The sequence below is a fragment of the Methanomicrobium sp. genome (genome assembly GCF_055145805.1).
The window spans coordinates 12,715-33,581 of record NZ_JBSREC010000094.1; the positions used below are offsets into that span (position 1 = coordinate 12,715).

19 protein-coding genes are annotated in these 20,867 nt (G+C 40.2%); 9 read left to right on the forward strand and 10 right to left on the reverse strand.

Annotation, left to right across the window (positions count from 1 at the left end; all coding sequences use genetic code 11):
* Nucleotides 1-40 precede the first annotated feature (40 nt).
* Nucleotides 41-1,747, forward strand: a complete 1,707-nt coding sequence (locus ACTB1O_RS08590) for a phospholipase D-like domain-containing protein (RefSeq protein ID WP_462994722.1) — start codon at nt 41-43, stop codon at nt 1,745-1,747.
* 11 nt (nt 1,748-1,758) lie between these two features.
* Here the strand turns inward: ACTB1O_RS08590 and ACTB1O_RS08595 are convergent, their stop codons facing one another.
* Nucleotides 1,759-2,595, reverse strand: coding sequence for a class I SAM-dependent methyltransferase (locus ACTB1O_RS08595; protein ID WP_462994723.1), 837 nt, complete (start codon nt 2,593-2,595; stop codon nt 1,759-1,761).
* 67 nt (nt 2,596-2,662) lie between these two features.
* Nucleotides 2,663-3,154: a DUF367 family protein gene (locus tag ACTB1O_RS08600; protein WP_462994746.1), complete on the reverse strand. Its 492-nt coding sequence runs from the start codon at nt 3,152-3,154 to the stop codon at nt 2,663-2,665.
* A 30-nt stretch (nt 3,155-3,184) separates the two neighbouring features.
* Between ACTB1O_RS08600 and ACTB1O_RS08605 the strand changes: the two genes are divergently transcribed.
* Nucleotides 3,185-4,030: a nucleoside 2-deoxyribosyltransferase gene (locus ACTB1O_RS08605; protein ID WP_462994724.1), complete on the forward strand. Its 846-nt coding sequence runs from the start codon at nt 3,185-3,187 to the stop codon at nt 4,028-4,030.
* A gap of 151 nt (nt 4,031-4,181) precedes the next feature.
* Entirely contained in the window at nt 4,182-5,603 is a 1,422-nt protein-coding gene (locus tag ACTB1O_RS08610) for a response regulator (RefSeq protein WP_462994725.1), read from the forward strand.
* Nucleotides 5,604-5,642: 39 nt separating this feature from the next.
* Here the strand turns inward: ACTB1O_RS08610 and ACTB1O_RS08615 are convergent, their stop codons facing one another.
* Nucleotides 5,643-7,856: an ABC transporter substrate binding protein gene (locus tag ACTB1O_RS08615; RefSeq protein ID WP_462994726.1), complete on the reverse strand. Its 2,214-nt coding sequence runs from the start codon at nt 7,854-7,856 to the stop codon at nt 5,643-5,645.
* A 507-nt stretch (nt 7,857-8,363) separates the two neighbouring features.
* On the opposite strand from ACTB1O_RS08615, the gene ACTB1O_RS08620 reads away from it, so the two are divergent.
* Nucleotides 8,364-8,504, forward strand: coding sequence for a hypothetical protein (locus tag ACTB1O_RS08620; protein WP_462994727.1), 141 nt, complete (start codon nt 8,364-8,366; stop codon nt 8,502-8,504).
* A gap of 254 nt (nt 8,505-8,758) precedes the next feature.
* On the opposite strand, the gene ACTB1O_RS08625 is transcribed toward ACTB1O_RS08620, so the two are convergent.
* The 4 genes from ACTB1O_RS08625 to ACTB1O_RS08640 all read right to left on the reverse strand — a co-directional run bounded on the left by ACTB1O_RS08625 (nt 8,759) and on the right by ACTB1O_RS08640 (nt 11,563).
* Complete coding sequence (locus ACTB1O_RS08625; RefSeq protein WP_462994728.1) at nt 8,759-9,334, reverse strand: flavodoxin family protein; 576 nt, start codon at nt 9,332-9,334, stop codon at nt 8,759-8,761.
* Nucleotides 9,335-9,421: 87 nt separating this feature from the next.
* Nucleotides 9,422-10,261, reverse strand: a complete 840-nt coding sequence (locus tag ACTB1O_RS08630) for an ABC transporter permease (RefSeq protein WP_462994729.1) — start codon at nt 10,259-10,261, stop codon at nt 9,422-9,424.
* Nucleotide 10,262: 1 nt separating this feature from the next.
* Complete coding sequence (locus ACTB1O_RS08635; protein WP_462994730.1) at nt 10,263-11,249, reverse strand: ATP-binding cassette domain-containing protein; 987 nt, start codon at nt 11,247-11,249, stop codon at nt 10,263-10,265.
* Between the two features lie 122 nt (nt 11,250-11,371).
* Nucleotides 11,372-11,563 (reverse strand): hypothetical protein, encoded by a 192-nt coding sequence (locus ACTB1O_RS08640; protein WP_462994731.1) that lies wholly within the window; start codon nt 11,561-11,563, stop codon nt 11,372-11,374.
* Between the two features lie 205 nt (nt 11,564-11,768).
* Between ACTB1O_RS08640 and ACTB1O_RS08645 the strand changes: the two genes are divergently transcribed.
* The 4 genes from ACTB1O_RS08645 (at nt 11,769) to ACTB1O_RS08660 (ending at nt 17,113) form a co-directional block, all read left to right on the forward strand.
* Nucleotides 11,769-13,892: a PAS domain S-box protein gene (locus tag ACTB1O_RS08645; RefSeq protein WP_462994732.1), complete on the forward strand. Its 2,124-nt coding sequence runs from the start codon at nt 11,769-11,771 to the stop codon at nt 13,890-13,892.
* 77 nt (nt 13,893-13,969) lie between these two features.
* A complete protein-coding gene (gene crcB / locus ACTB1O_RS08650) occupies nt 13,970-14,356 on the forward strand; it encodes a fluoride efflux transporter CrcB (RefSeq protein ID WP_462994733.1) in 387 nt (128 codons plus the stop codon).
* A complete protein-coding gene (locus tag ACTB1O_RS08655) occupies nt 14,353-14,697 on the forward strand; it encodes a DUF190 domain-containing protein (protein WP_462994734.1) in 345 nt (114 codons plus the stop codon). The genes crcB and ACTB1O_RS08655 overlap by 4 nt, the downstream gene beginning before the upstream one ends.
* A gap of 118 nt (nt 14,698-14,815) precedes the next feature.
* Nucleotides 14,816-17,113, forward strand: a complete 2,298-nt coding sequence (locus ACTB1O_RS08660) for a PAS domain S-box protein (RefSeq protein ID WP_462994735.1) — start codon at nt 14,816-14,818, stop codon at nt 17,111-17,113.
* Between the two features lie 20 nt (nt 17,114-17,133).
* Here ACTB1O_RS08660 and ACTB1O_RS08665 read toward each other — a convergent pair whose 3' ends face one another.
* Nucleotides 17,134-18,315 carry an META domain-containing protein gene (locus ACTB1O_RS08665; protein ID WP_462994736.1) on the reverse strand — a complete coding sequence of 394 codons (1,182 nt, stop codon included), beginning with the start codon at nt 18,313-18,315 and terminating at the stop codon, nt 17,134-17,136.
* Between the two features lie 113 nt (nt 18,316-18,428).
* Here ACTB1O_RS08665 and ACTB1O_RS08670 point away from each other — a divergent pair, with 113 nt between their 5' ends.
* Entirely contained in the window at nt 18,429-19,262 is an 834-nt protein-coding gene (locus ACTB1O_RS08670) for an ion transporter (RefSeq protein WP_462994737.1), read from the forward strand.
* 43 nt (nt 19,263-19,305) lie between these two features.
* On the opposite strand, the gene ACTB1O_RS08675 is transcribed toward ACTB1O_RS08670, so the two are convergent.
* On the reverse strand, nt 19,306-19,812 hold the full coding sequence (locus ACTB1O_RS08675; protein ID WP_462994738.1) for a hypothetical protein: 507 nt from the start codon (nt 19,810-19,812) through the stop codon (nt 19,306-19,308).
* A gap of 218 nt (nt 19,813-20,030) precedes the next feature.
* Entirely contained in the window at nt 20,031-20,534 is a 504-nt protein-coding gene (locus tag ACTB1O_RS08680) for a hypothetical protein (RefSeq protein WP_462994739.1), read from the reverse strand.
* Between the last annotated feature and the right edge of the window lie 333 nt (nt 20,535-20,867).

The window sequence follows — 20,867 nt, forward strand, 5'->3', positions numbered from 1 at the left end:
ACGCCAGATATAATACCCAAAAAGTCATAATGACTTCTAAATGAAAATACAGAAGACTTTTTGCAGGACGCTTCTGGTGCTTGTTTTTATTGCTTTTTTTATGCCTGTCTCATCTGCGTTTGAAATCACCTTATTCTGCCCGGATACCTGGGCAAAAGGTGAAGGTGATGAGTTTTTTGTAATATCAGGTCAGGGGAGTCTTTTTGGTGTTTTGATTACTGACGGTGAGGGAAGTGTCAGATTCCCGGAAGGGTCTGTATGCAGAGGATCTATAACGGTAGCACGTGAGGGGAAAGCCTATACGGAAGTTCACAAAACTGCCCCTGACTACGAAATTTATGATACAGACCCAAAAATTCCCGATGCTATAAGGACGGGCAGTTTCAGGATGGGAAACAGCGGAGATGAACTAAATCTTCTTTTAAATAAAAAAGTAATCCAGACAATAGTCTGGCCCGGTGATGTTAAATCAGGGGAAGGCAGGGTTCACATCCTAAAAGACGGTGTGTGGGATGAGCGGCCTTTTTATATAGGTCAGTCTGACTTTTTGCCTGTCACGTATTATAATGTTTCTTTAACCGCGTTTGTGTCTCCTGACTGTTCGTATGAGGTTTTGGGGGATGCGATAAGAGATGCAGAGTCGTCAATAAATCTCAATGTGTATGAGCTTACAAATCCGGATATTGCAGGGATGATAGCCGGCAAAAAAAGAGAGGGTGTTGATGTGAGGGTTCTTTTGGAGGGAAGCCCTGTTGGCGGAATATCCCCTTCCGAATACTATGCTGTCTCAGAGATGACTGGTGCAGGTATCCCTGTATATTCGATGGAGACTGAAAACGGCGTATTTCACGCGCCATACCGCTATCTGCATGCAAAATACATGACTACTGATGGTAAAAATGTTCTTCTTGCAAGCGAAAACTTCGGGTACACCGGTTTTCCAGACCCGGGAGTTACAGGCAACCGCGGATTTGGAGTATATATTCAGGACAGCGGTGTGTCATCATATTTTAACAGAGTATTTGAGACTGATATCACAGGTGGATGGACTGAGCCCTTCCCTGATAAATACGGCAGTCCCGAAGATGCATCTGAAAATAAATACAACCCTGTGTTCAGACCTGAAGTTTTCTCAGGCGTCACTGTAACTCCTGTAATCTCGCCAGACACAAGTTACCTTATAGAAGATCTTATAGAAAGTGCAGAGGTTTCAGTCGACATTGAACAGGCATACATCAAAAACTGGTCGTCGGGTGAAAATCCGTATCTTGAGGCGGCGATATCTGCTTCCCGGCGGGGTGTTAATGTTCGCATCCTTCTTGACTCATTCTGGTATAACACCGAAGGTGACTCGGACAACGATGAGATGGTTGATTACATAAACGCCGTATCACTGTCTGAAAATCTCAGTCTTGATGCAGCACTTGTTGATCTTGATTCTCTGGGCCTTTTAAAAATTCATAACAAGGGTGTTGTTGTGGACGGAGACTCTGTACTTGTAAGCTCTGTAAACTGGAATGAAAACTCCCCTGAATACAACCGCGAAGCAGGCGTGATTTTAACCGGAGGGGGCGTCGGCGAATATTTTAAGAAAGTATTTGATTATGACTGGGAAAGACGTCAGGAAGCAGTCTCCGGCGGGATTTTAGATATAAATCCTGAAAACGGGGTTATGGATCTGAAGGGTATTTTAGCTGTTTTGGTAATAGCGGGTTTTGTTCTGATTTACATAAGAAGAAGAGACTAAAAGAGAGAAATTCACCGGGCAGGATACTTATCTGTATCCCACCACATGCAGACGCGTCGTGAGATTCCGGAAACTTCAGGTTTTTCTGTTTTCTGCTCCAGGAAGTATTCAAGGATTTTTGTTCTGTCCTCGTCACCTGTTACAGAATGCCTCTGACATATTTTTTCTGCCGCTTTTTCCGGTGAGTCATATATGTCTTTAATTCTCAGTGGGAATGTGGTAACTTCCGGATAGATTCCTGATTCATAGAGGACGTTGTATAAAATATCAGCCTTCGGGCCGGGATAGAAGTCCCTTGAATCTATTGTCTTCCAGAGTTCTGCAAAATCGCCTTCCCATGTAAAATTGCCTGCAAACCAGAAGAGAAAAACCCTGCCCGAGCATACGGAGTTCATCTTAAGGATCTCTGTTTTTATGTCCGCCATTGATAGTGAGTAGGACGCAATTACGATATCATATGGTCCTTTAAGATCGGCTTTAACATCAACATCCTCCCATCTTTTTTGGATTATTGAAATGTTGGAGAGATTCTCTTCTTCTGCCCTCTCTTTAAGCACAGCACACATTCCTCCGGAGGGTTCGACTGCTGTAACTCTCTCTGCAATCTTTGCCGCCGGAATCGCAATGCTCCCCGGCCCTGAGCCGATATCCAGGATGCTGTCTGATTTTTTCGGTTTTATGAGTTCTATCTGATCCAGAATTCTCTTCTGATCACGTTTTGTTCTCTCCCAGTATTCTCTCGCATGGGTTACGGACTCCCATTTTACCCTGTTTCCGTGCTTCTCATCCTCCTCCAGAAGTTTTTCCATTTTTGCCTTCCAGATATCGTTGTAAGATGTATTAGTCATCGAAAAATTCTCCTGTGTTCTCTAATTAATTATTATTCCGGGTATCAATTCTCTTGTTCATCCGTTTTCAGATATAATATGACTGTATCTCAACAATTTCCGCAGAATTTTTTGCGTTTGCATACTCTTCCAATGGTTCAATATTCACCTCTAAAAATCTAAGACCCCAGTTGAATTTTGAAAGAATCTCTTCTGCCTGCTCCTTTTCGCCGAGAATGTATAGTGCAGCGGCAAATGCCTCTAGTGAATTGAGCATAAACGGCCTTCCGAAATGCCCCGGATTTGCGGCGACAAGGAAGGGAAGAGCTCTTCTTCTTCTCCAGCCCTCAACAATTCCTGTATCAAGTGCCTCCCATGAGCAGTCAAGGACAGTTATTGAAGGCGAGGTTTTATCTGCCGGTGAAAGGGCCTGGGATGCTGTCGGGTCAAGCATCAGGGTGTTTTTGGGTATTGAAGAAATCTTTGGAAAGATTTTCACAAAGCCAAACCTCTCAAGTTTTTTGACAGAGCAGACTTTTGGATCACAGGTGTTATCCCGCCATGCAAGAAGCGGTATCATCATTATACTGTGGTAACCAAAATCCTATCAATGTTTATACTGATGTGTCCGTGCATCGGGGACTACACTCTGAGGGCGGAGGGAATAACAAAACCGTCTGATATTGAGCTGTTTTCGCGGTGCATTAAAAGATGTGAGGAATTTGGCATTGATATCGTCTTTCTCCCCTGCCCTGAGACCATATATCTCGGGAGCGGCAGAAAACCCACGAATTTCCTTGAAAGTCTGAATACTGAGGAATTCTCTGGACTTCTTGAAAAATTAAAGAATGATACAGATGTGTTTACAGAAGAGGACGAAAAGGCTCTCTGTATTGTGGGGGTTGACTCATCGCCTTCCTGCGGTGTTAACATGACATATTACTCTGATGAAAAAAAGAAGGGCAGAGGTGCGTTTTTAAAGCTTTTTTCAGACATTCCCGCATTTGATGTCGCTGATTTTGCAGAATACAAAATATATCTTGCCGCTCCATTATTTTCAGATGCCGAGAGAGATTATAATCAAAAACTTGCCTGCCTTTTAAGAGAGCACATGTTTCTGGTTCATCTTCCGCAGGAAACCGGTGATAACCAGAGTTTGAGGGAGAAACATCATAATAAGATGATATTTGATGCCAATCTTTCAGCCCTAAAAGAGGCCGATATTGTGGTGTCGGTAATTGACGGCCCGGATGCCGATTCAGGCACTTCATGGGAGATGGGATATGCATATGCAAACAACAAACGGATAATCTCTCTCCGGACAGATTTTCGTCGTGTGGGGGAGAGCGAGATTGTCAATCTGATGCTCGAAGAGTCATCAATTGTCGTAAATTCTGAAGAGGAGCTTTTATATGTCCTGAAATCGCCCTGTTATCTGAAAAATGAGTCCGGTTAAACTGATTAATATATGTATTTATTAAAGATGAACTTCTAAAAAATTCATTTAATAAATTAATTTAATAAATTAATTTTTCGGGCATAAAACCGTCATCAAATTGCCGGGAAAAAAATAATTTGTCAGATTTCATTTACCACGGGTGAGACCTTTGCCGACGAATAAAATGATCCTTATAGTGGGAGAAGAGGGCGTTATTAATTCAGGGATAGGAGAGACTCTTGAGAATCTCGGCTATAATGTTGTCGGCGAAGCAAAAAACGGGCAGGAGGTGACAGAGATGGCAAAGGTGCTTCTTCCCGATCTTGTTTTAATGGATATCGCACTTCGCGGGGATATGGGGTGGACAGAAGCGGCAGAGCAGATATATGGTCTCTATGATATACCGGTAATCTGTCTGCTGTCCCCTTCCGATGAAGTGCTCTTAAATGGCGCTTTTAAGAGAAACGGTTTCGGCTATCTGATAAAACCGTTTAGTGAAAGGGAACTTTACAGCAATATCGAGATGACACTTCACAAGCACAGGATAATGAAGAAGGCCGAACCCGGAGATCTTGAGTCAACTCTTACATTCGTCTCTGATGCTGTGATAACAACCGATGCGGGTGGAAATGTGACAAGAATAAATCCTGCTGCCGAGTCCCTGACCGGATGGTCACGTGAGGAAGCATCGGGTCTTGATTTTTTTACATTATTTAAACTGGATAAGGAAAGAATCTTCGGGATGATGAATTCGCTTCGAAATGATTCATTAGAGAAGAAAAACCTTCTTTCATGGGTTGACGGCCTTAAACTTAAGAAAAAGTCAGGTGAGGAGACTTATCTTTCATTAAATATCGGATATGTTAAGGGAAACAGATGGGATCCGGATGAATTTTTCTTTGTTTTAATTCCTGATGAGATGATGGAGCAGTGTGTCCGTGAGAGCAGTCTTGAGAGATATTACAGAATTGTGATGGATGCTATAAAGAATCCTGTCTTTCTTGTGGATTCCAGAATGAAGATTGTTGTCTACAATCAGGCATTTTCAGATCTCTGCAATATTCTGGGGATAAATCAGAGTTATACTGACAAACCGGTTTATGATATCCTTCCAAATGCGATTTTCGGTGGCAAAACGGATTATCAGGACATCTTCGGGACAGGTGTGTTTTACAAAAAAGAGAGGATGTATAAAAGATTAGATGAGACTCGGATCATAGATATCGAGACAATACCTCTCTTTGACAAAAAAAAGGTTACACATCTGGCTGTTATTATCTATGATGTCACATGGGAGAGGGAAACTGATGAGAGGGATGAGAAAATTGCTGAAAATTTCAGTGCTCACAGCAGAAACATCGAGGAGATAGCAGATCTCTGTGCCCTGTTAAAATCTCCTGTCGGCAGGATAAGAAATCTTGCCGGAGGCGAGAACTCCGGTAAAAGTAAACAGATTTCTGAGGCTGCAACGGAGATATCTGATCTTTTGTTTGAGATTGATATGAAACTGCTTAATTATGAAAAGATAAAGACTTATTTTGATTTTTGTGGTGTTTCTCTTTTGGATGAAAAAAAGGGAGAAGAAAAATAGTTCACCTGGAATTCTTTTTATCTGACAATCCAGGTTTTTTTAGATGTCGCTGATATCTGCCGGAATGTGCCACATGCTTTCCGGGATTATTATCTCAAATTTTGCGCCTTTTTCGTATGTTCCTGTCTCCTGTATCCTGATGTTTGTAATGCCCAGAATGTTTTCAACAAGGAATAAACCGTATCCTGAATTCCCGCCGTATCCTTTTGTGAAAATTGTCTCTTTTTTATCCGGTGCTATTCCGCATCCGTTGTCTTCCACAGTTATGATTCCTGTGACATTTTTCCCTTTCTTAAATGAGACATTTATTTTTGAGACTGTTTTTCCATGCCGCTTTGCATTGTCAAAGAGATTGAAGAAGACTTTTTCAAGCATCAGATCGGCGAATATCTCAACATTTCCTGTATCAACAAAAATCTCGGTATTTTCATCCATTGCTGTTATTGCGGCTCTTTTTGCAACCGTTTCAACATCCTGCCATTCAGGTTTGGAAAGGCCCATCTCCTCATAGTCCTTTGTGAAATTGATCTGCTGCTGGATAATTTCTGCAGGCCTTATGAGTTTTGGAATGAAATTTGCGACATCCTTGTTATCTTCAAACAGATCCTCCATAATCTCAAGATATCCCAAAAGTGCTGTTACCTGATTGAGTGCATCGTGTCTTGTGACTGATGAGAGTATGGACAGCTTTTTGTTTGCCTCTAAAAGAGCATCCCTGTACATAATAGTCTCATCAACATCGGTAAAAGTTCCCACAATTCTTATAGGTTTGTTGTTTTTAACCCCGACAACATTTCCCCTTGAACGAATCCATTTCCATGTTCCCTGTTTTGTTTTTATTCTATATTCGCGTGTGAATTTTCCCGGGGATTTTATTGACTTTTCAAAGCTTTCAAGGACTCTCTGGAGATCTTCAGGATGGATCATGGTCTTCCAGACATCAGGGGTAATTAAAATCTCTCCCGGTTTATAGCCAAGCATCTCAAGTCCGGCAGGACTTGTATAATACTTTTCTGTTTCATAACTCCAGTCCCAGACTCCGTCTTTTGTGGCATGCATTGCCATTGTGAGTCTTTCTTCGCTGATTTTGAGAAGTTCGCCTGTTATTTTGTGTTTTCTGTTGGATATTTTAAGGAGGACGGATATTATGAATAAACAAAATCCTGCAATTAATATTGCGATATATTGTATTGCCGGAATCTCTACCGATGTTTCCGGTTTTTCGTGGATTTTACTATCTGCGGGCAGTTTTGCAAATTCATATCCAAAATTGGTGAGAACATTGAAGTCAAAAAACGGGTAACTGTATGCATCAGGAGCTATTTCGATGTCTGATGGATTTTTTCCGGTTATTATCTCTTTTGCTGTTTCTGCGGCCAGATATCCGTGGTGATAGGGTGGCATTACTATGCCGCCGACAGAACCGGAACCAACGATATTATCCATCATTACATATATCGGGACTGAGCTCTTTTCCGATATCATCCTGACAGCTTCATTGTTTGTAAAAACATTTCCGTTCTCGTCCCTGTTGAATACTGCGTATATTATTGCAGAATCCTCTGGCATATTTGATGCCTCAAACAGGAGTTCTTCCATGCTGATGTCATATATGTGGACAAATTCTATTCTGTCTGTATAATCAGGGATTATTTCATTCAGAATATTCCTGTATGATATTCCTGTTTCAGTATTGTCTGTTAAAAGATAGATTTTTTTAAGTGGTTTTGGATTTATCTCAATAGCAGTGTCAATATTCTCTTTTATAGGCTGAGATTCAATAATGCCTGTTACATCCGGGTTTTTCTCCTGAAAATCCGGAGGAACTTCGTTGACACCGCAAAAAACAACAGGTGTTCCCGGGAAGAGTGTGTCTTTATATTTAAGGATAAAATTCAGGGCATTGTCATCAGATGTTATTATTACGTCAAAATTCCTGTCTGTATATTTATACCTGTATGAATTGTAAAGATTGTCGTAATTTTCATCTGTCGGGAAATTTTTTGTGTCCATATATTCGGTATAGAGCGTTACAGAATCGTCATTTTCAAAAAATTCATAAATGCCGCGTGAAATCTCATCACTCCAGTCGAACCCCTGATGGTATGAGTTTATGTAAAGTACATCTTTTTGGTCTGCCGCAGCGGCCGGCTGTATTAACGGGAGAAAAAGCAGAAGTAAAAAAATCAGAATCAGGGATTTTAATAATACCCTGTCGCCTTTTCTTTTTTTATGTCCCTTTGTAGTATCCATAAAATAAGCTCTCAAATTTGATTTGGATATTATAATAAAAGCTTTTTATTATTTGGATTTTTAAAGATATTTTGTTATCTGTATTATAAAGTATAGGTCCCTATTTGTTTTAATTATATGCGGGGACGCCTGTCAAAAATCCTGTATTATCTGGTAAAAAGCTCATGATTATGACTTCCTTTGCGCGTCTAAACTGTCTATAATTTGTCATATTCTTTAAAAAACACATATTTCTGTTTTATACTTTAAAAGACGCAGATATCAGACGTTTTTTTAATGAGCAAACATCTCCTGCAGGAGGTTATTATATATATTCTTTTTCAATTCTCATTTTCATGATCTAAGGCTTTATATCTGTCAAATTTGGATTTTAATATTTATATGCTGTTTAATAGACAATTGGGGCTGTATGCCTTGACCACAAGATATATATGGCATCTTATGAAACTCTGATTTATAGAAATGATGCACATTAATTTTTCCGGCAATAATCGTCTGTTAAAACCCATGGAAGTCTCGGAAATTATGGAAAGAGAAGAATGTTTTTTAGGATATAACCAGACAAACACATTCCTGAAATACCGCTCCTCAATGACAGGGGACAGGTCTGTACTGAATATTGTCTCAGAGCGTGACGAAGCGGACTGAATTGATATCCGTAAAAGCCACCCTGATACTAATCGTGGCAAACAGAGTATATAATCCCTCTTTTTCAGCTAAAAATTAATTTGAAGATCTTATTAATACAGGGTCAATCGTTGTTTATCGATAAGCAAAGGGCTGATGTGGCATCCCTCTGTGATGTCCCTGACGATTTTTCAGAGAGACTCTGTTTGATTATAAACCTGTATGTGGTTTATGAGGATATTTGCCTCAAAAAAAGGTATTTTTCTGTCAGGTGTCTATTCGTTGAGAGATTTGATAATAAAAGCGACATTCCTGCCAAATTTTCTTACGGTTTCTATGCCTTCTTCATCCTCTGAGACCTCGCCCTTTGCTTTTCCGAATGCAATATTCCAGTAGTCAGAACCGGCAACAATCATGTCGTTTATGAAATAGAACATCAATAGCTCCTGGATTGTTGCTGTATGCCCTCCTCTTCTTCCGACGGCAATCGGCCCTCCTACCATTCTTGAGAGGAATCTGTCGCCTCCGTATGATACCATCGCGATTCTCTGTATTGCAGACATAAGATCGCCTCTTGCCGTTCCGAAATAGACCGGAGATGCGACGATAAGCCCCTGGGCTTCTTTTATCTCCTCAATTATTTCGTTTAACCCGTCATCATCTATTGCGCAGCGTCCCTTGTCTTTTTTGCATAAACCACATGCAGTGCACGATTTGAAATTTTTATCCTTAAATGATATAATCTCAGTGCTAAATCCGCTGCTCTCTATTGCGTCTGCACATTCCCTGCAGAGAATTTCGGTGTTTCCTCCCTCTCTCGGGCTTGCATTTAATATAATTACGTCTGCCATCTCTCTCTCTCTCTCACTCTTTCTCTTTTATATAATTTTAAGGCCGGAATATTTAGAATTTTATATGTTTGTAATCTGACGATTTTTTTATGTAACAACCAGTTTTTGAACAGTTCTCCATGCTATTGCAAACATTATTGCTGCAAAGAGCGCCAGATAGGTAAACGAGAGGAGAATATCCTGTGTTGTATATATGAAATGTATCCCGAGTGCAGTGAAATTATCACCTATTGCAAAATATCTGATACCGTTTATGAGATGAGTCAGCGGGTTCAGATAAGCGATATCCTGAACAACCGGGGGAAATCCTCCTGTCGGGTATAAGGCGTTTGAGACAAAGAAAAGAGGCATTGTCAGAAGTGTTGTAATTCCCTGAAATCCTTCGGGTGAGTCCATTCTGAGAGCAATTGATGCCGAGATGCATAAAAACGACATTGCAAAGAGTGCAATGAAAATAAAGATGCCTGCAAGTGATATGAGTATCTGTAAGCCTGAATACCCCTGGAAAAACTTAACTCCCAGAACAAGTCCGAATACGATAACTATCGACGACTGAATCCATGATTTTGTAACTCCTGACATCACAATACCAATAATAAGATCTCTTCTTGGCATCGGGCTTGCCAGGATTTCCCTTAAAAGTCCCCAGTTTTTATCAAAAAGCAGTATAAAGCCGCCGAAAATATTTGTAAAAAGAATCGTGACAGCAATTATGCCTGCACACATGAATGTAAGATATCCTATATTTAAGATGCCTGCAAGAGGCTCTGACTGGGAGAGAATCCGGTCAAAGTTTCCTGCCATTGATATTCCGAAGAATGCAAGCCATAGTGCAGGCTGAAGGAGCGATGATAAAAGCTGTGTCTTAAACCGCAGATATCTTGTGATATCTCTTCTGAAGACGTTTAAAAACCCCCTGTCTGCCATATTATTTTCCTCCGGCGTGATTTTTGTGATTCCTGTCTTCGTCTCTTAGCTCTTTTCCTGTATAGTGCAGAAAAACGTCATCCATTGAAGGTTTTTTCAGGTTTAAGGAAAGGGCTTCGATATTGTTCTCCTCAAGAAGGTGCAGAATCCCGGGAAGAAGTTTTGTTCCGTCTGATTCTGCCATGAGAGCTATTATGGTTCCTTTTAAAACTGCATTTTTTATTCCGTTGTGCCCTTTTAGAATCTCTGTCGCCTTTTTGTTATCTGATGTCTCAAGATAGATTATATCCTCGCCAAGGCTGTTTTTTAGATCTTCGGGAGTTCCTGTAGCAATAATTTTTCCATTGTCAATTATTGCTATCCTGTCAGAGAGTATGTCTGCCTCGTCCATGTAATGGGTTGTCAGAAATATTGTTGTTCCTTCTCTGTTTACTGCTCTGAAATAGTCCCATGTCCGCATTCTTGTCTGCGGGTCAAGTCCGATTGTGGGTTCGTCAAGGAAGAGAACCTTTGGCCTGGTCATAAGTCCCCTTGCAATCTCAAGACGTCTTTTCATGCCTCCGGAGAGCTGCTTTGTAAATGCTTTCTTCTTATCGGAGAGTTCAACGAGCTCCAATAGCTCTTCTGTTCTGTTTTGCCACATCTCCTTTGGCATCGCATACAGCTTTGCGTGAAACCCGAGTGTTTCAGATACAGTCATGTCCCTGTCAAGAGTTATCTCCTGAAAGACTATTCCTATAGATTTTCTGACCTCTTCGGGATCTTTTCCGAGATCATGTCCTGCAATTTTTACAACTCCTTTCTGTAATTTAAGAAGTGTTATTAAAATATTGATTGCTGTGCTTTTCCCTGCTCCGTTCGGGCCTAAAAAAGAGAATATTTCTCCTTTTTTAACAGAAAAGGAGATATCCCTGACAGCCTCAAAATCGCCGTATGAGTGGCTGAGGCCTGATACCTCTATTATATTTTCAGAATCCGTATATTTCATCTCCGTTTTGCATAACGCTTTTTAACTCTATTTTATCGGTTTTTAAAGCTCAGGATTCAGGATATAAATAAGTATCTTTATTTAATGCATATGAAGCGAAAAAAATTCATTACGGAAAGATTTTAGTCGTCCTGATCTTCATTTTCGTCTGCAAAAAATCCCATCGATATTGCGTCAAGATCGTCTTCTTCAGGGTATATCAGTCTGAATACAACTGAACCGTCATCAAGTATGTCACCTGGTTCAATGTAGCTTTCTTCAGGAATTTCGATCTCTTCCTCATTTCCGTCAGGTCTTCGGACAAGGGCCTTCATGGTAACACATCTTCTATAAGCGATATAGGAGGATTTTGTAGGATATAATTTTTCGCATGAACTGATCTTTTTCGGGATGCCTTTTATCTCATCTGTGAGGAGAAAATTTCAACAGGTTTTCACTTTACCGGACGAAAATGCCGATAATATTGCATAGTTATATAAATTATTATGTCACCTTTGAAATTGTTATTGAGATTTATAAATGAAATCTCAGGTAATTAAAACCAAAGAGCTGCCGGACTATTCTGAACTGTTAATAATAGCAGTAAGCATGGCAGTTGCCGTTTATGTCAGTATTCTCTCTCTTAATGCGGGATGCTTCATAATTTTTCAGAATCTCTTTTATATTCCTATAGTAATCGCCTCTTTCTGTTGTGGCAGAAAGGGGCTTATATTCTCAATTATTGTGGCATTTTTCTATCTTGCACTTATATTTGCATATACGAAGGACTCGGCTATTCTCTTTGGTGCTGTATTGAGGGCTTCTATATTTGTCCTTGTCGCCTGGATGGTAAGTTATATCTCTCTGAAAAAAGTTTTTATCAGCGTATTAGAGGAGAGTCAGGTCCGTTACAGGGAGCTCGTTGATAACCTGATATCAGGTGTTGTGGTTTATGAAGCGGACAAAAACGGTGAGGATTTCATAATAAAAGAGTTCAACCGGGCCGCAGAAGATATCGACGATATCAGAAAAGAGGATGTTATCGGGCATAGTGTCCTTGAGGTGTTCCCCGGAATTGTGGATTTTAATCTCTTTGAGACTTTCAGGAGAGTCTGGAGGACGGGAATTCCTGAAGATCATCCGGTATCACAATATAAAGACAACCGGATTACAGGCTGGCGCGACAATTATGTGTACAGACTTGCCTCTGGAGAGATTGTTGCCATTTATACTGATGTTACTGAGAAGATGCAGGCAGATGAGATATTAAGGGAAAGTCAGGTGAAATATCAGAGAATTCTTCAGAATATGCAGGATGCATATATCAGAACCGACCCTGACGGTATAATAATCATGACAAATCCCGCAGCAGCCAAAATATTCGGGTTTAATTCCCCTGAGGAGATGGTTGGCCTTTACGCAATGTCTCTTTACAACAATTCTGAAGACCGCCAGACTCTCTTCAATGTCCTGAAGGAAAGAGAAGAAGTTCTGGATTATAATGTCAGGGGACGGCGCAAAGACGGCAGCAAATTTTGGGCATCAATGAATGTTCAGTATATCTATGATGAAAACGGGGCAGTTGAAAGTATTGAGGGTTTCATACGCGACATCACCGACCGCAAAGAGGCTGAAAAGGCGATTGTGGCAGGTGAGAAGAAATACAGAAATCTTGTTGAGAATATAAGTGATGTTATACTCACTCTGGATCTTAATGGAAATATAGAGTATATAAGCCCTGTTTTCGAAAAAATATATGGTTATACCCGGGAAGAGGTGACAGGAGAGCATTTTACAAGGTTTATCTATCCTGATGACGTTGTCCGGGTAACAGAAGGATTCAAAAAGCGCCTGAAGGGAGAATATGGTCCTGATATGTTCAGGGTTGTTGCATCGGATGGCAGTCTGCGCCATGTACGCACCACACTTACACCTCAGGAGGAAAATGGGCAGATTACCGGACTAAACTATGTTTTAACAGACTTTTCAGAGATACAAAAAGTGGAAGAGGCTCTTTTAGAGGCAAACAAAAAACTGAATATACTCTCTTCTGTAACACGACACGATATTTTAAACTCAATTATGGTAGTAAAGGGTTATCTTGAACTATCGGATGATCTTGTGGATAATCCTGAACTCAGGAATTATATTGAGATTGCAAACAAAGCTGTTGATACAATTCAGAAGGAGATTGAATTCACACGGTATTATCAGGATATAGGAGTCAATGAACCCGAATGGCAGAATGTGGAAAAAATTGCCGATATTGCTTCAAATCAGCTTGTCACAACAGATATCCACTTTGAAAATTCCTTAAAAGGGCTCTTTGTGTATGCAGACCCTCTTATTCAAAAGGTATTTTACAATCTGATTGAAAATTCGATACGTCATGGCGGGCATGTAACTCATATCAGTATTTTATATCTGGAGTCTGAAGACGGCCTTAAAATTATCTATCGCGATAATGGTGTGGGAATTGAGGCAGAGTATAAGGATGAGATATTTGAGAGAGGATATGGAAAGAATACAGGTCTTGGCCTCTTCCTCTCAAGGGAAATACTGTCCATTACAGGAATTGAAATCAGGGAGACAGGTGAACCTGAAAAGGGCGCTAAATTTGAGATTCTGATGCCAAAAAAAGATTATCGCATAAATCCGATATGAATCAGTCTAAAAGAATAATTAATGACTTTGCAGTGCAAAACTTCAGAAACTTAAACACTAATTCGGGACTTTAGGTTATGAATGCAATAATTCTTGTTGGTGCAGGAGGGTTTATAGGCGCTGTCGGCCGTTATCTTCTTTCCGGATGGATTCAGGACGGTTATTCTGTTTTTCCTGTCGGCACAATGGGTGTCAATGTAATTGGAAGTTTTCTTCTCGGGTTTGTTATGTACATGACCGAGTTTTCAGCAGTATTCAGTGATGAGACGAGAATTTTTCTTGCAATCGGGGTAATAGGAGCATTTACGACGATGTCCACTTTCAGTTATGAGTCTTTCCGTATGCTTGAGGAGAGCAATATCTCCGGATTTTTACTAAACACAGGCGGGACATTTATACTAACACTTGCGGCAATATGGATTGGAAGGACTGTTGCCAAAACTACAGGTGGTCTTTTCATATGATGCTAAAAAAAGGTTCAAAGGCAGTACTTTTAAAGATTTATATAGGTGAGTCGGACAAGTACAAAGGAAAGCCGTTATTTCAGTATCTTATGGGCTTTCTTCGTAAAAACGGAATTTACGGTGCGACTGTAATAAGAGGAATTACAGGATTTGGTGCGACAAGCAGAGTTCATACGTCATCAATTCTTCGTCTTTCAACAGATCTTCCGGTGATAATAGAGGTTGTTGATTCGGAGGAGAAGATAGAGGAGATAAAACCGCTGCTTGAAGAAATTATAGATGGCGGGCTTGTAACACAGCAGGATGTTGAGATCTGTTTTTACAGGGCCAAGGGTGAATAAATTAATAGTTCTGTCCGGTATCAGAAGGATTAATAATTGACAGGAGCTGTATGAAAATAACTGTAAAATATTGTTTTATTCCTGTGAATAAGATCTTTTGTTATGGAGGGTTTTGTAATTGAGCAACGGATTAAAGGTTCTGATTGTAGAAGATGAGGCTTTAATAGGGGTAAGTCTTGAGAAGGTCCTCTCAAAGATGGGCTATAAGACTCTCGGAGTTGCCCGCACCGGAGAAGAGGCGATATCATTAGCTCTTGTGGAACATCCTGATGTAATACTTATGGATATCCGTATAAAAGGCAGTATGGATGGAATTGAGGCGTCAGAGAGGATAAACAGCGAAATCAGCATCCCTGTTATATTTCTGACAGCATACAATGATGATCAGAATATTGACCGGTGTGTAAAGACAGGGTCATACGGATTTTTATCCAAACCTGCAAGTTCACAGGAGATAAAGGCTGCAATTGAGATTGCAGTGAGCAGACACCGGGCCTTAAAAGCCGAAGAGGGGATGAGAAAGAAGGAGTCTGTATTAAAGGCAGTTGGTTTTGCCGCAGAACAGTTTCTCTCCAGCCCTTCCTTTGAGGAGGGGATAAAAGAGACACTTTCAAACATCGGAAGGCTGACCGGTTTTGAAAGGGTCTGCCTCTTTGAAAATCAAAATGACAGCGGGGGCAATATCTGCATGAAGCCTTTTTGTTTGTGGGATTCAAATCCTGTTCAGCATGACTTTTTTTTTGAGGACTGCCTCCCCTATTCATCAATGATTCCCGATTTTGAGGAAATAATGCGAAAAGGAGATACATTCTTTGGAAATGTTGAGGATTTAAAATTGCCCGAGAATGATTTTTTTAAATTCCGTGGCCTTAAATCTCTTCTTTTTGTTCCTGTCTTTGCAGCGGATAAGTGGTGGGGTTTTATCTGCTTTGAGACATGCCGCAAGGCTGAAAACTGGTCGGAAGGTGAAAAAGAGGGTCTTTGTGCTGCGGCAACTCTTATCGGTTCGGCGATTCTTCACCGTAATCTGAATGAGGAGATAAAAAAGAGCGAGCAGAGGTACAGAAGCCTCGTTGACAACTCTCCTATCGGTATTGAGATATTTCAGGACGAAAAAGTAGTTTATACCAGTCCTGTTCTGGCAGAAATGTTCTCAATGAGTTTAGACGATATAAAGAACACACCTTTCTCAGATTTAATTCATCCGGACGATATTGGTTTTGTTCTTGAAATGAACAGAAAAAGGCTGGCAGGCTCTGATGATGTGCTGAATAATTATAAAGTGAGGGTAATCGACGGTAAGGGAGAGATTAAAACGATAGATGTGAATATCGCTTTAATTGAGTGGAACAGGCGGCCTGCAACAATAAATTTCCTTGTTGATATCACAGAGAAGGAGAAGGTTGTTTTAGCATTAAAAGAGAGCGAGGAGCGTTATCGTGGTGTGGTTGAAAATGTAAAGATAAATCTTCTGATTACACAGAACGAGAAGATATGCTACGCAAATCCCTATACGTCAGAATTTCTCGGAATTTCAAATGAGGCTCTCATATCCAGACATTTTATTGATTTTATCTATGAAGATGACAGGGAGAAGGTCTTAAAAAATCACAATATCAGGCTAAATAATCCTGACAATCATTATCTTCCTGAAAAGTATACAATACGGGCATACAACAGCAAAGGCGAGATAAGAATCCTTGATTTTAATACAACTGTCATCCGGTGGAAAGGAAAATCCGCAACCTTAAACTTCCTTGTTGATATCACAGATCAGATTGAATCGACCAGACTTATAAAAAAGGCACTTTCCGAGAAGACAATTCTTCTTCAGGAGGTTCATCACCGTGTTAAGAACAATCTTGCACTTATCAACTCACTTCTGTCAATGCAGGCCAGAACTGCCCGCACCGATGATGTCATAAATTCCCTGCGGGATGCAGAGACGAGAATTTTTTCAATTGCTGCTGTTCATGAGGGTCTGTACAGGTCTTCCTCAATTTCCACAATACCGGCAGGTGAGCATTTCCGCTCTCTAGGTGAGGAGATTATAAACAACTATTCACCTGATGTCAGAATCAAATTTGATGTGGATGCAAAAGACTGTCAGCTGGGTCTTAATCTTGCAATACCTGTGAGTCTTGTCGTAAATGAACTATTAACTAATTCCATAAAGTATGCCTTTTTGGGAAGAGATAAAGGCAGAATCTATATCGAAATGGACTGCACGGATGACTCTGTCAGCCTTGTTGTAGGTGATGACGGAGTTGGAATCTCTGATGATTTTGATCTCTTAAAAATTGAGTCTCTGGGTATGACTCTTGTCAGGAATATTGTTGAGATGCAGCTTGAAGGGACGATAAAACTTGAAAGAGGCGCCGGGACGAGATGGGTTATGTCTCTGCCTTACCTGTGACTAATTTTTTAAAAAAGGATTTAAATTTCTTTGAATACAAGCAGGGTTGTTTGTTCAGCGTCTTTTAATGTAAGAGTCCCGCCGGAAAGGCTGAAGGATTCCGATTTTTGAAGAAGGTTTAGGTATATATTCTCCATTTTCATTATTTGATCTTCACATGCCATCTCTGTTGAACCCACTCCTGATATTTTGATTAAACCGCCTGAAAGAGTGTAATCTGCGAAATAACTGTTGCATCCGGAATTACCTGTTAGTTTTTTGTCATATCCGAAATTTGCTGAGATTATGATTCCTGAGGGGACGGATTCGACTCCTCCTGCGTCGTTATTGTATGAGACAAGCTCCCATTCTGTTCCGGGAAGGGTATAGGGGGTATATTCCAGTATTATGGCTCCTGTTTCATCTGTCAGGACGAGTCTGTTTCCTGAAAGGCTGTAGCCTTTTGCCATTTCGAGAAGTTTTAGATAACTGCTTTCAGAAACGGTATCTTCGTTAGGGGTGCAGGCCATAAGTGTTGAACCGGGAGCTGAGATATCAACTGAGCCCTTGTCTGCCGAATATGATGCAAAATAATTGTTGCAGCCCGAATAACCGGACAGGGTTCCGTCTGTTTTAAAGTCAGCTGTTATAACAGGGCTCATTGAAACAGATCTCAGGCCCGAACCTTCTTCTTTGTATCCGGTCAGTCTCCAGACTGTTCCCGGAAGTTTAAACCTGAAAAATTTAAGAAGTTCTTCTCCGGAACTGTCAAATATTATCAGATAATCTGATTTGACCGAGTAGAAGGCTGAGGATTCAAGACGGGATGCAAAAATATCCTCCTGTGCCATCGCTTCGTCATCGCATAACATTGCGGTTGTCAGCAAAACCCCGAATGTAAGTGTATCATCTTTTATCTGATAAGATGCCGAGTAGTAGTTGCACCCGGAGGAACCTGATGCTCTGTCTTCACCGTTGAAATGGATGGTCGGAGGGTTTTTTGCATATGCCGGGTTCTCCTGTCCGTTTTCATCTGAATAAGATGTCAGAATCCAGGTTTCTCCTGTGACATCTGCCGGGCTTCCCGGGTAGTCAGGGGTGTCTTTTTCTCCTGTACTGCCTGTAAAAAGAAGTGTCACAATTGCTACAATCCACACGATTCCGATGAGAAATATGATATATTTTACATATCCTGTTCTGTCTTTGTCACCCTTATCCTGCATGGCTTAGAGTTACATTTTTTGTATATTAATTGATCCGCCGTCTCCGGGGTTTTTAATAATTTTTTTGTATTAAATCAGAAATTTTAACCCTGTAGAAATCATAACAGAGTCTGATGGGCTATCAATCCATTAAAAGAAGAATATATGAGATACTTGAGACTGCAAAAGAAGGAGATCCTGTTAGTCTTTTATTTGACTATTTCATTGTAGCTCTTATAGTAATCAATATAGCTGCAATAATTCTGGTCAGTGTAAAGTCACTTTTTGAAAATTATTTTTTACTTTTTGTAATTATATCACTGGTAAGTCTTGTTGTTTTCTCAATAGAGTATTTTCTCAGACTCTGGACCTGCAATATCTCTGAAGAATATCAAAAACCGTTTTGGGGAAGGATAAAATGGGCATTAACACCATATGCAATAGTTGATCTTCTGGTAATCCTTCCCTTTTATCTGCTTGTATTTATCGGGGTTGATATAACAGGACTGATTGTTTTAAGGATATTTAGGGTTTTTAAGATAGTCAGGTATTCTGATTCTATAAATAATATTATTGCGGTTTTAAAAGCGGAGAAAAACACTCTTATAACCTCCTATGCAGTGCTTTTTATTGTTTTAATCATTGCTGCAACCCTGATGTATCAGTTTGAGCATGCCGCACAGCCCGAAGTGTTTACAAGTATTCCGGCAGCGATGTGGTGGGGTGTTATAACACTTGCAACTGTGGGTTATGGTGATATTGTTCCCATAACTTTAGGGGGAAAGTTATTCGGCTCGGTTATTGCCCTGATTGGTATAGGTATATTTGCCCTTCCGGCCGGTGTTCTTGCATCGGGATTTGCAAAACAGTTTGAGAAGAGTCAGGAGTCTGAAGAGTCGGAAAAGGTTTACCTCTGTCCACACTGCAAAAATGAAGTCCTGATAAAAGATTTATGGCGAAAAAAATAGAAATCTGCTGTCTTTATTTTCGCCCGGAATCCGGATAAAAATTTTATTTTTTTACTATCAGCATTTCACAGGATGCATCGCCGTTGCAGATGCTTTTTTGAGTGACAGGTTTGTATGCAGGATTTAGGCTCTGAACAGCGGAATGTGCGAAAACACTGCACAATTCAGAGGCAATCCTTGTTTCTGCTCCTGTATCAATTGAGTGATTAATCATTGGGCAATTATTGCATATGATCTTTGCAGCATCGCCTTTTTCCTCTTTTACAGTTATTTCCATCTCCGGGCCAAAAATGGCTTTTGAGTTGAATACAAATGCATTTGCAACATCCATTGCGTTTTCAAGGTGGCAGTTTAGCATCATTGCATATTTTTTCTGCCTGATGCCGGCATCTTTCCATATTTTTAATTCCGCTTCTTTTATCTTTGCATCGCATCTGCCCTCTGAAATTTTTCTAATCTCCTCGTCGAATGCATGAGGCATAAATCTGGCAAAATCTGATGCTATCCTCCAGTGGATTTCTTCAGCTGATATTTCATCTTTAGTTTGCATTTACATCGGCCCCTCCCCTGTTTTTTTGATCCCCGTAAAACAGGTGCTAAAATGAATTATAAGAATATATATTTATGCCTTACACTGAGTCAGAATCTAAGGCAATATCTGATGAAAACAGTGTTTTTTTGGCTTATAATCTGTGAAAAAACTGGAATGTGCGGGAGAAAGACATTTTTTAAATTGTGATATAGTTCATTTTAAAAAAATAATATATTTTATCTTTTGCTAACTCTCATCTGGCAGAAGGGATCACCCATACAGATGTGCCTGTCGAAGTCTATCCTGTAATTGTTGTCGATACTTTCTCCGGCGGAGATAAAGTAGGCGTTGCAGAGGGTGCATGACTCTTTTGGATCTTTTCTGAAGTGTTTTGTATGATTGACAAGAGGGCATTTTTTAATTATTGTTACTGCACTGTCGTTTTTGTCCTGTTTTGCCTCACCTCTCATTTCGGGGCCGAACATTATTGTTGAAAGTTCGTTTATTGCCTGTGCCAGATCAAGAGCATTATTTACTGTATAACCAAGTTCTTTTGCAACTTTTCCCTGCCGCTTGCCTATGTTTTTCCAGATCTGTCTCTCTGCCTGTTCGATCTCTTCCGGCTTGTCAGCTGCAATCTGCCTTAGTGCCCTGTCATAGGCAAAAGGGATTGCGTCTGCACATTTTGTTGCAATATCCCAGCGAATCTCCGCAGGTATATTACCGAGTCTTTCAGCCATTATTTCATCACTTTTCCATGGAGTTTAAACTGATAGCAGTGTTATTATCAGAAAAAGGTTTGCATGTCAAAAATTTCTGCCAAATAAAAAAAGCGCATTTTTTTGGGGGAAATTTGGGATTTTTAATTTAAAAAAAGACTCCTGTAAGGTTCGGTAATGACTTTTCATCAGGTGAGAAAATGTCTTAAAATATGTATGTCTGCTCCAAATTAATGATTTGAACCCTTTCCTCTATTTTTTTATTTCAGCCGGGACACTTTTTTGTGGCCCAACAGTATTAAAGCCCATTAGTTACATATATATAGTTATATTCTTAATCATGGGGGCCTTGGG

Bases quoted from the DNA above. Each gene is read 5' to 3' on its own strand.
- ACTB1O_RS08590 (WP_462994722.1), top strand. From the start codon at position 41: ATGAAAATACAGAAGACTTTTTGCAGGACGCTTCTGGTGCTTGTTTTT.
- ACTB1O_RS08595 (WP_462994723.1), bottom strand. From the start codon at position 2,595: ATGACTAATACATCTTACAACGATATCTGGAAGGCAAAAATGGAAAAA.
- ACTB1O_RS08600 (WP_462994746.1), bottom strand. From the start codon at position 3,154: ATGATACCGCTTCTTGCATGGCGGGATAACACCTGTGATCCAAAAGTC.
- ACTB1O_RS08605 (WP_462994724.1), top strand. From the start codon at position 3,185: ATGTTTATACTGATGTGTCCGTGCATCGGGGACTACACTCTGAGGGCG.
- ACTB1O_RS08615 (WP_462994726.1), bottom strand. From the start codon at position 7,856: ATGGATACTACAAAGGGACATAAAAAAAGAAAAGGCGACAGGGTATTA.
- ACTB1O_RS08620 (WP_462994727.1), top strand. From the start codon at position 8,364: ATGGAAGTCTCGGAAATTATGGAAAGAGAAGAATGTTTTTTAGGATAT.
- ACTB1O_RS08625 (WP_462994728.1), bottom strand. From the start codon at position 9,334: ATGGCAGACGTAATTATATTAAATGCAAGCCCGAGAGAGGGAGGAAAC.
- ACTB1O_RS08630 (WP_462994729.1), bottom strand. From the start codon at position 10,261: ATGGCAGACAGGGGGTTTTTAAACGTCTTCAGAAGAGATATCACAAGA.
- ACTB1O_RS08635 (WP_462994730.1), bottom strand. From the start codon at position 11,249: ATGAAATATACGGATTCTGAAAATATAATAGAGGTATCAGGCCTCAGC.
- ACTB1O_RS08640 (WP_462994731.1), bottom strand. From the start codon at position 11,563: ATGAAGGCCCTTGTCCGAAGACCTGACGGAAATGAGGAAGAGATCGAA.
- ACTB1O_RS08645 (WP_462994732.1), top strand. From the start codon at position 11,769: ATGAAATCTCAGGTAATTAAAACCAAAGAGCTGCCGGACTATTCTGAA.
- crcB (WP_462994733.1), top strand. From the start codon at position 13,970: ATGAATGCAATAATTCTTGTTGGTGCAGGAGGGTTTATAGGCGCTGTC.
- ACTB1O_RS08655 (WP_462994734.1), top strand. From the start codon at position 14,353: ATGATGCTAAAAAAAGGTTCAAAGGCAGTACTTTTAAAGATTTATATA.
- ACTB1O_RS08665 (WP_462994736.1), bottom strand. From the start codon at position 18,315: ATGCAGGATAAGGGTGACAAAGACAGAACAGGATATGTAAAATATATC.
- ACTB1O_RS08670 (WP_462994737.1), top strand. From the start codon at position 18,429: ATGGGCTATCAATCCATTAAAAGAAGAATATATGAGATACTTGAGACT.
- ACTB1O_RS08675 (WP_462994738.1), bottom strand. From the start codon at position 19,812: ATGCAAACTAAAGATGAAATATCAGCTGAAGAAATCCACTGGAGGATA.
- ACTB1O_RS08680 (WP_462994739.1), bottom strand. From the start codon at position 20,534: ATGGCTGAAAGACTCGGTAATATACCTGCGGAGATTCGCTGGGATATT.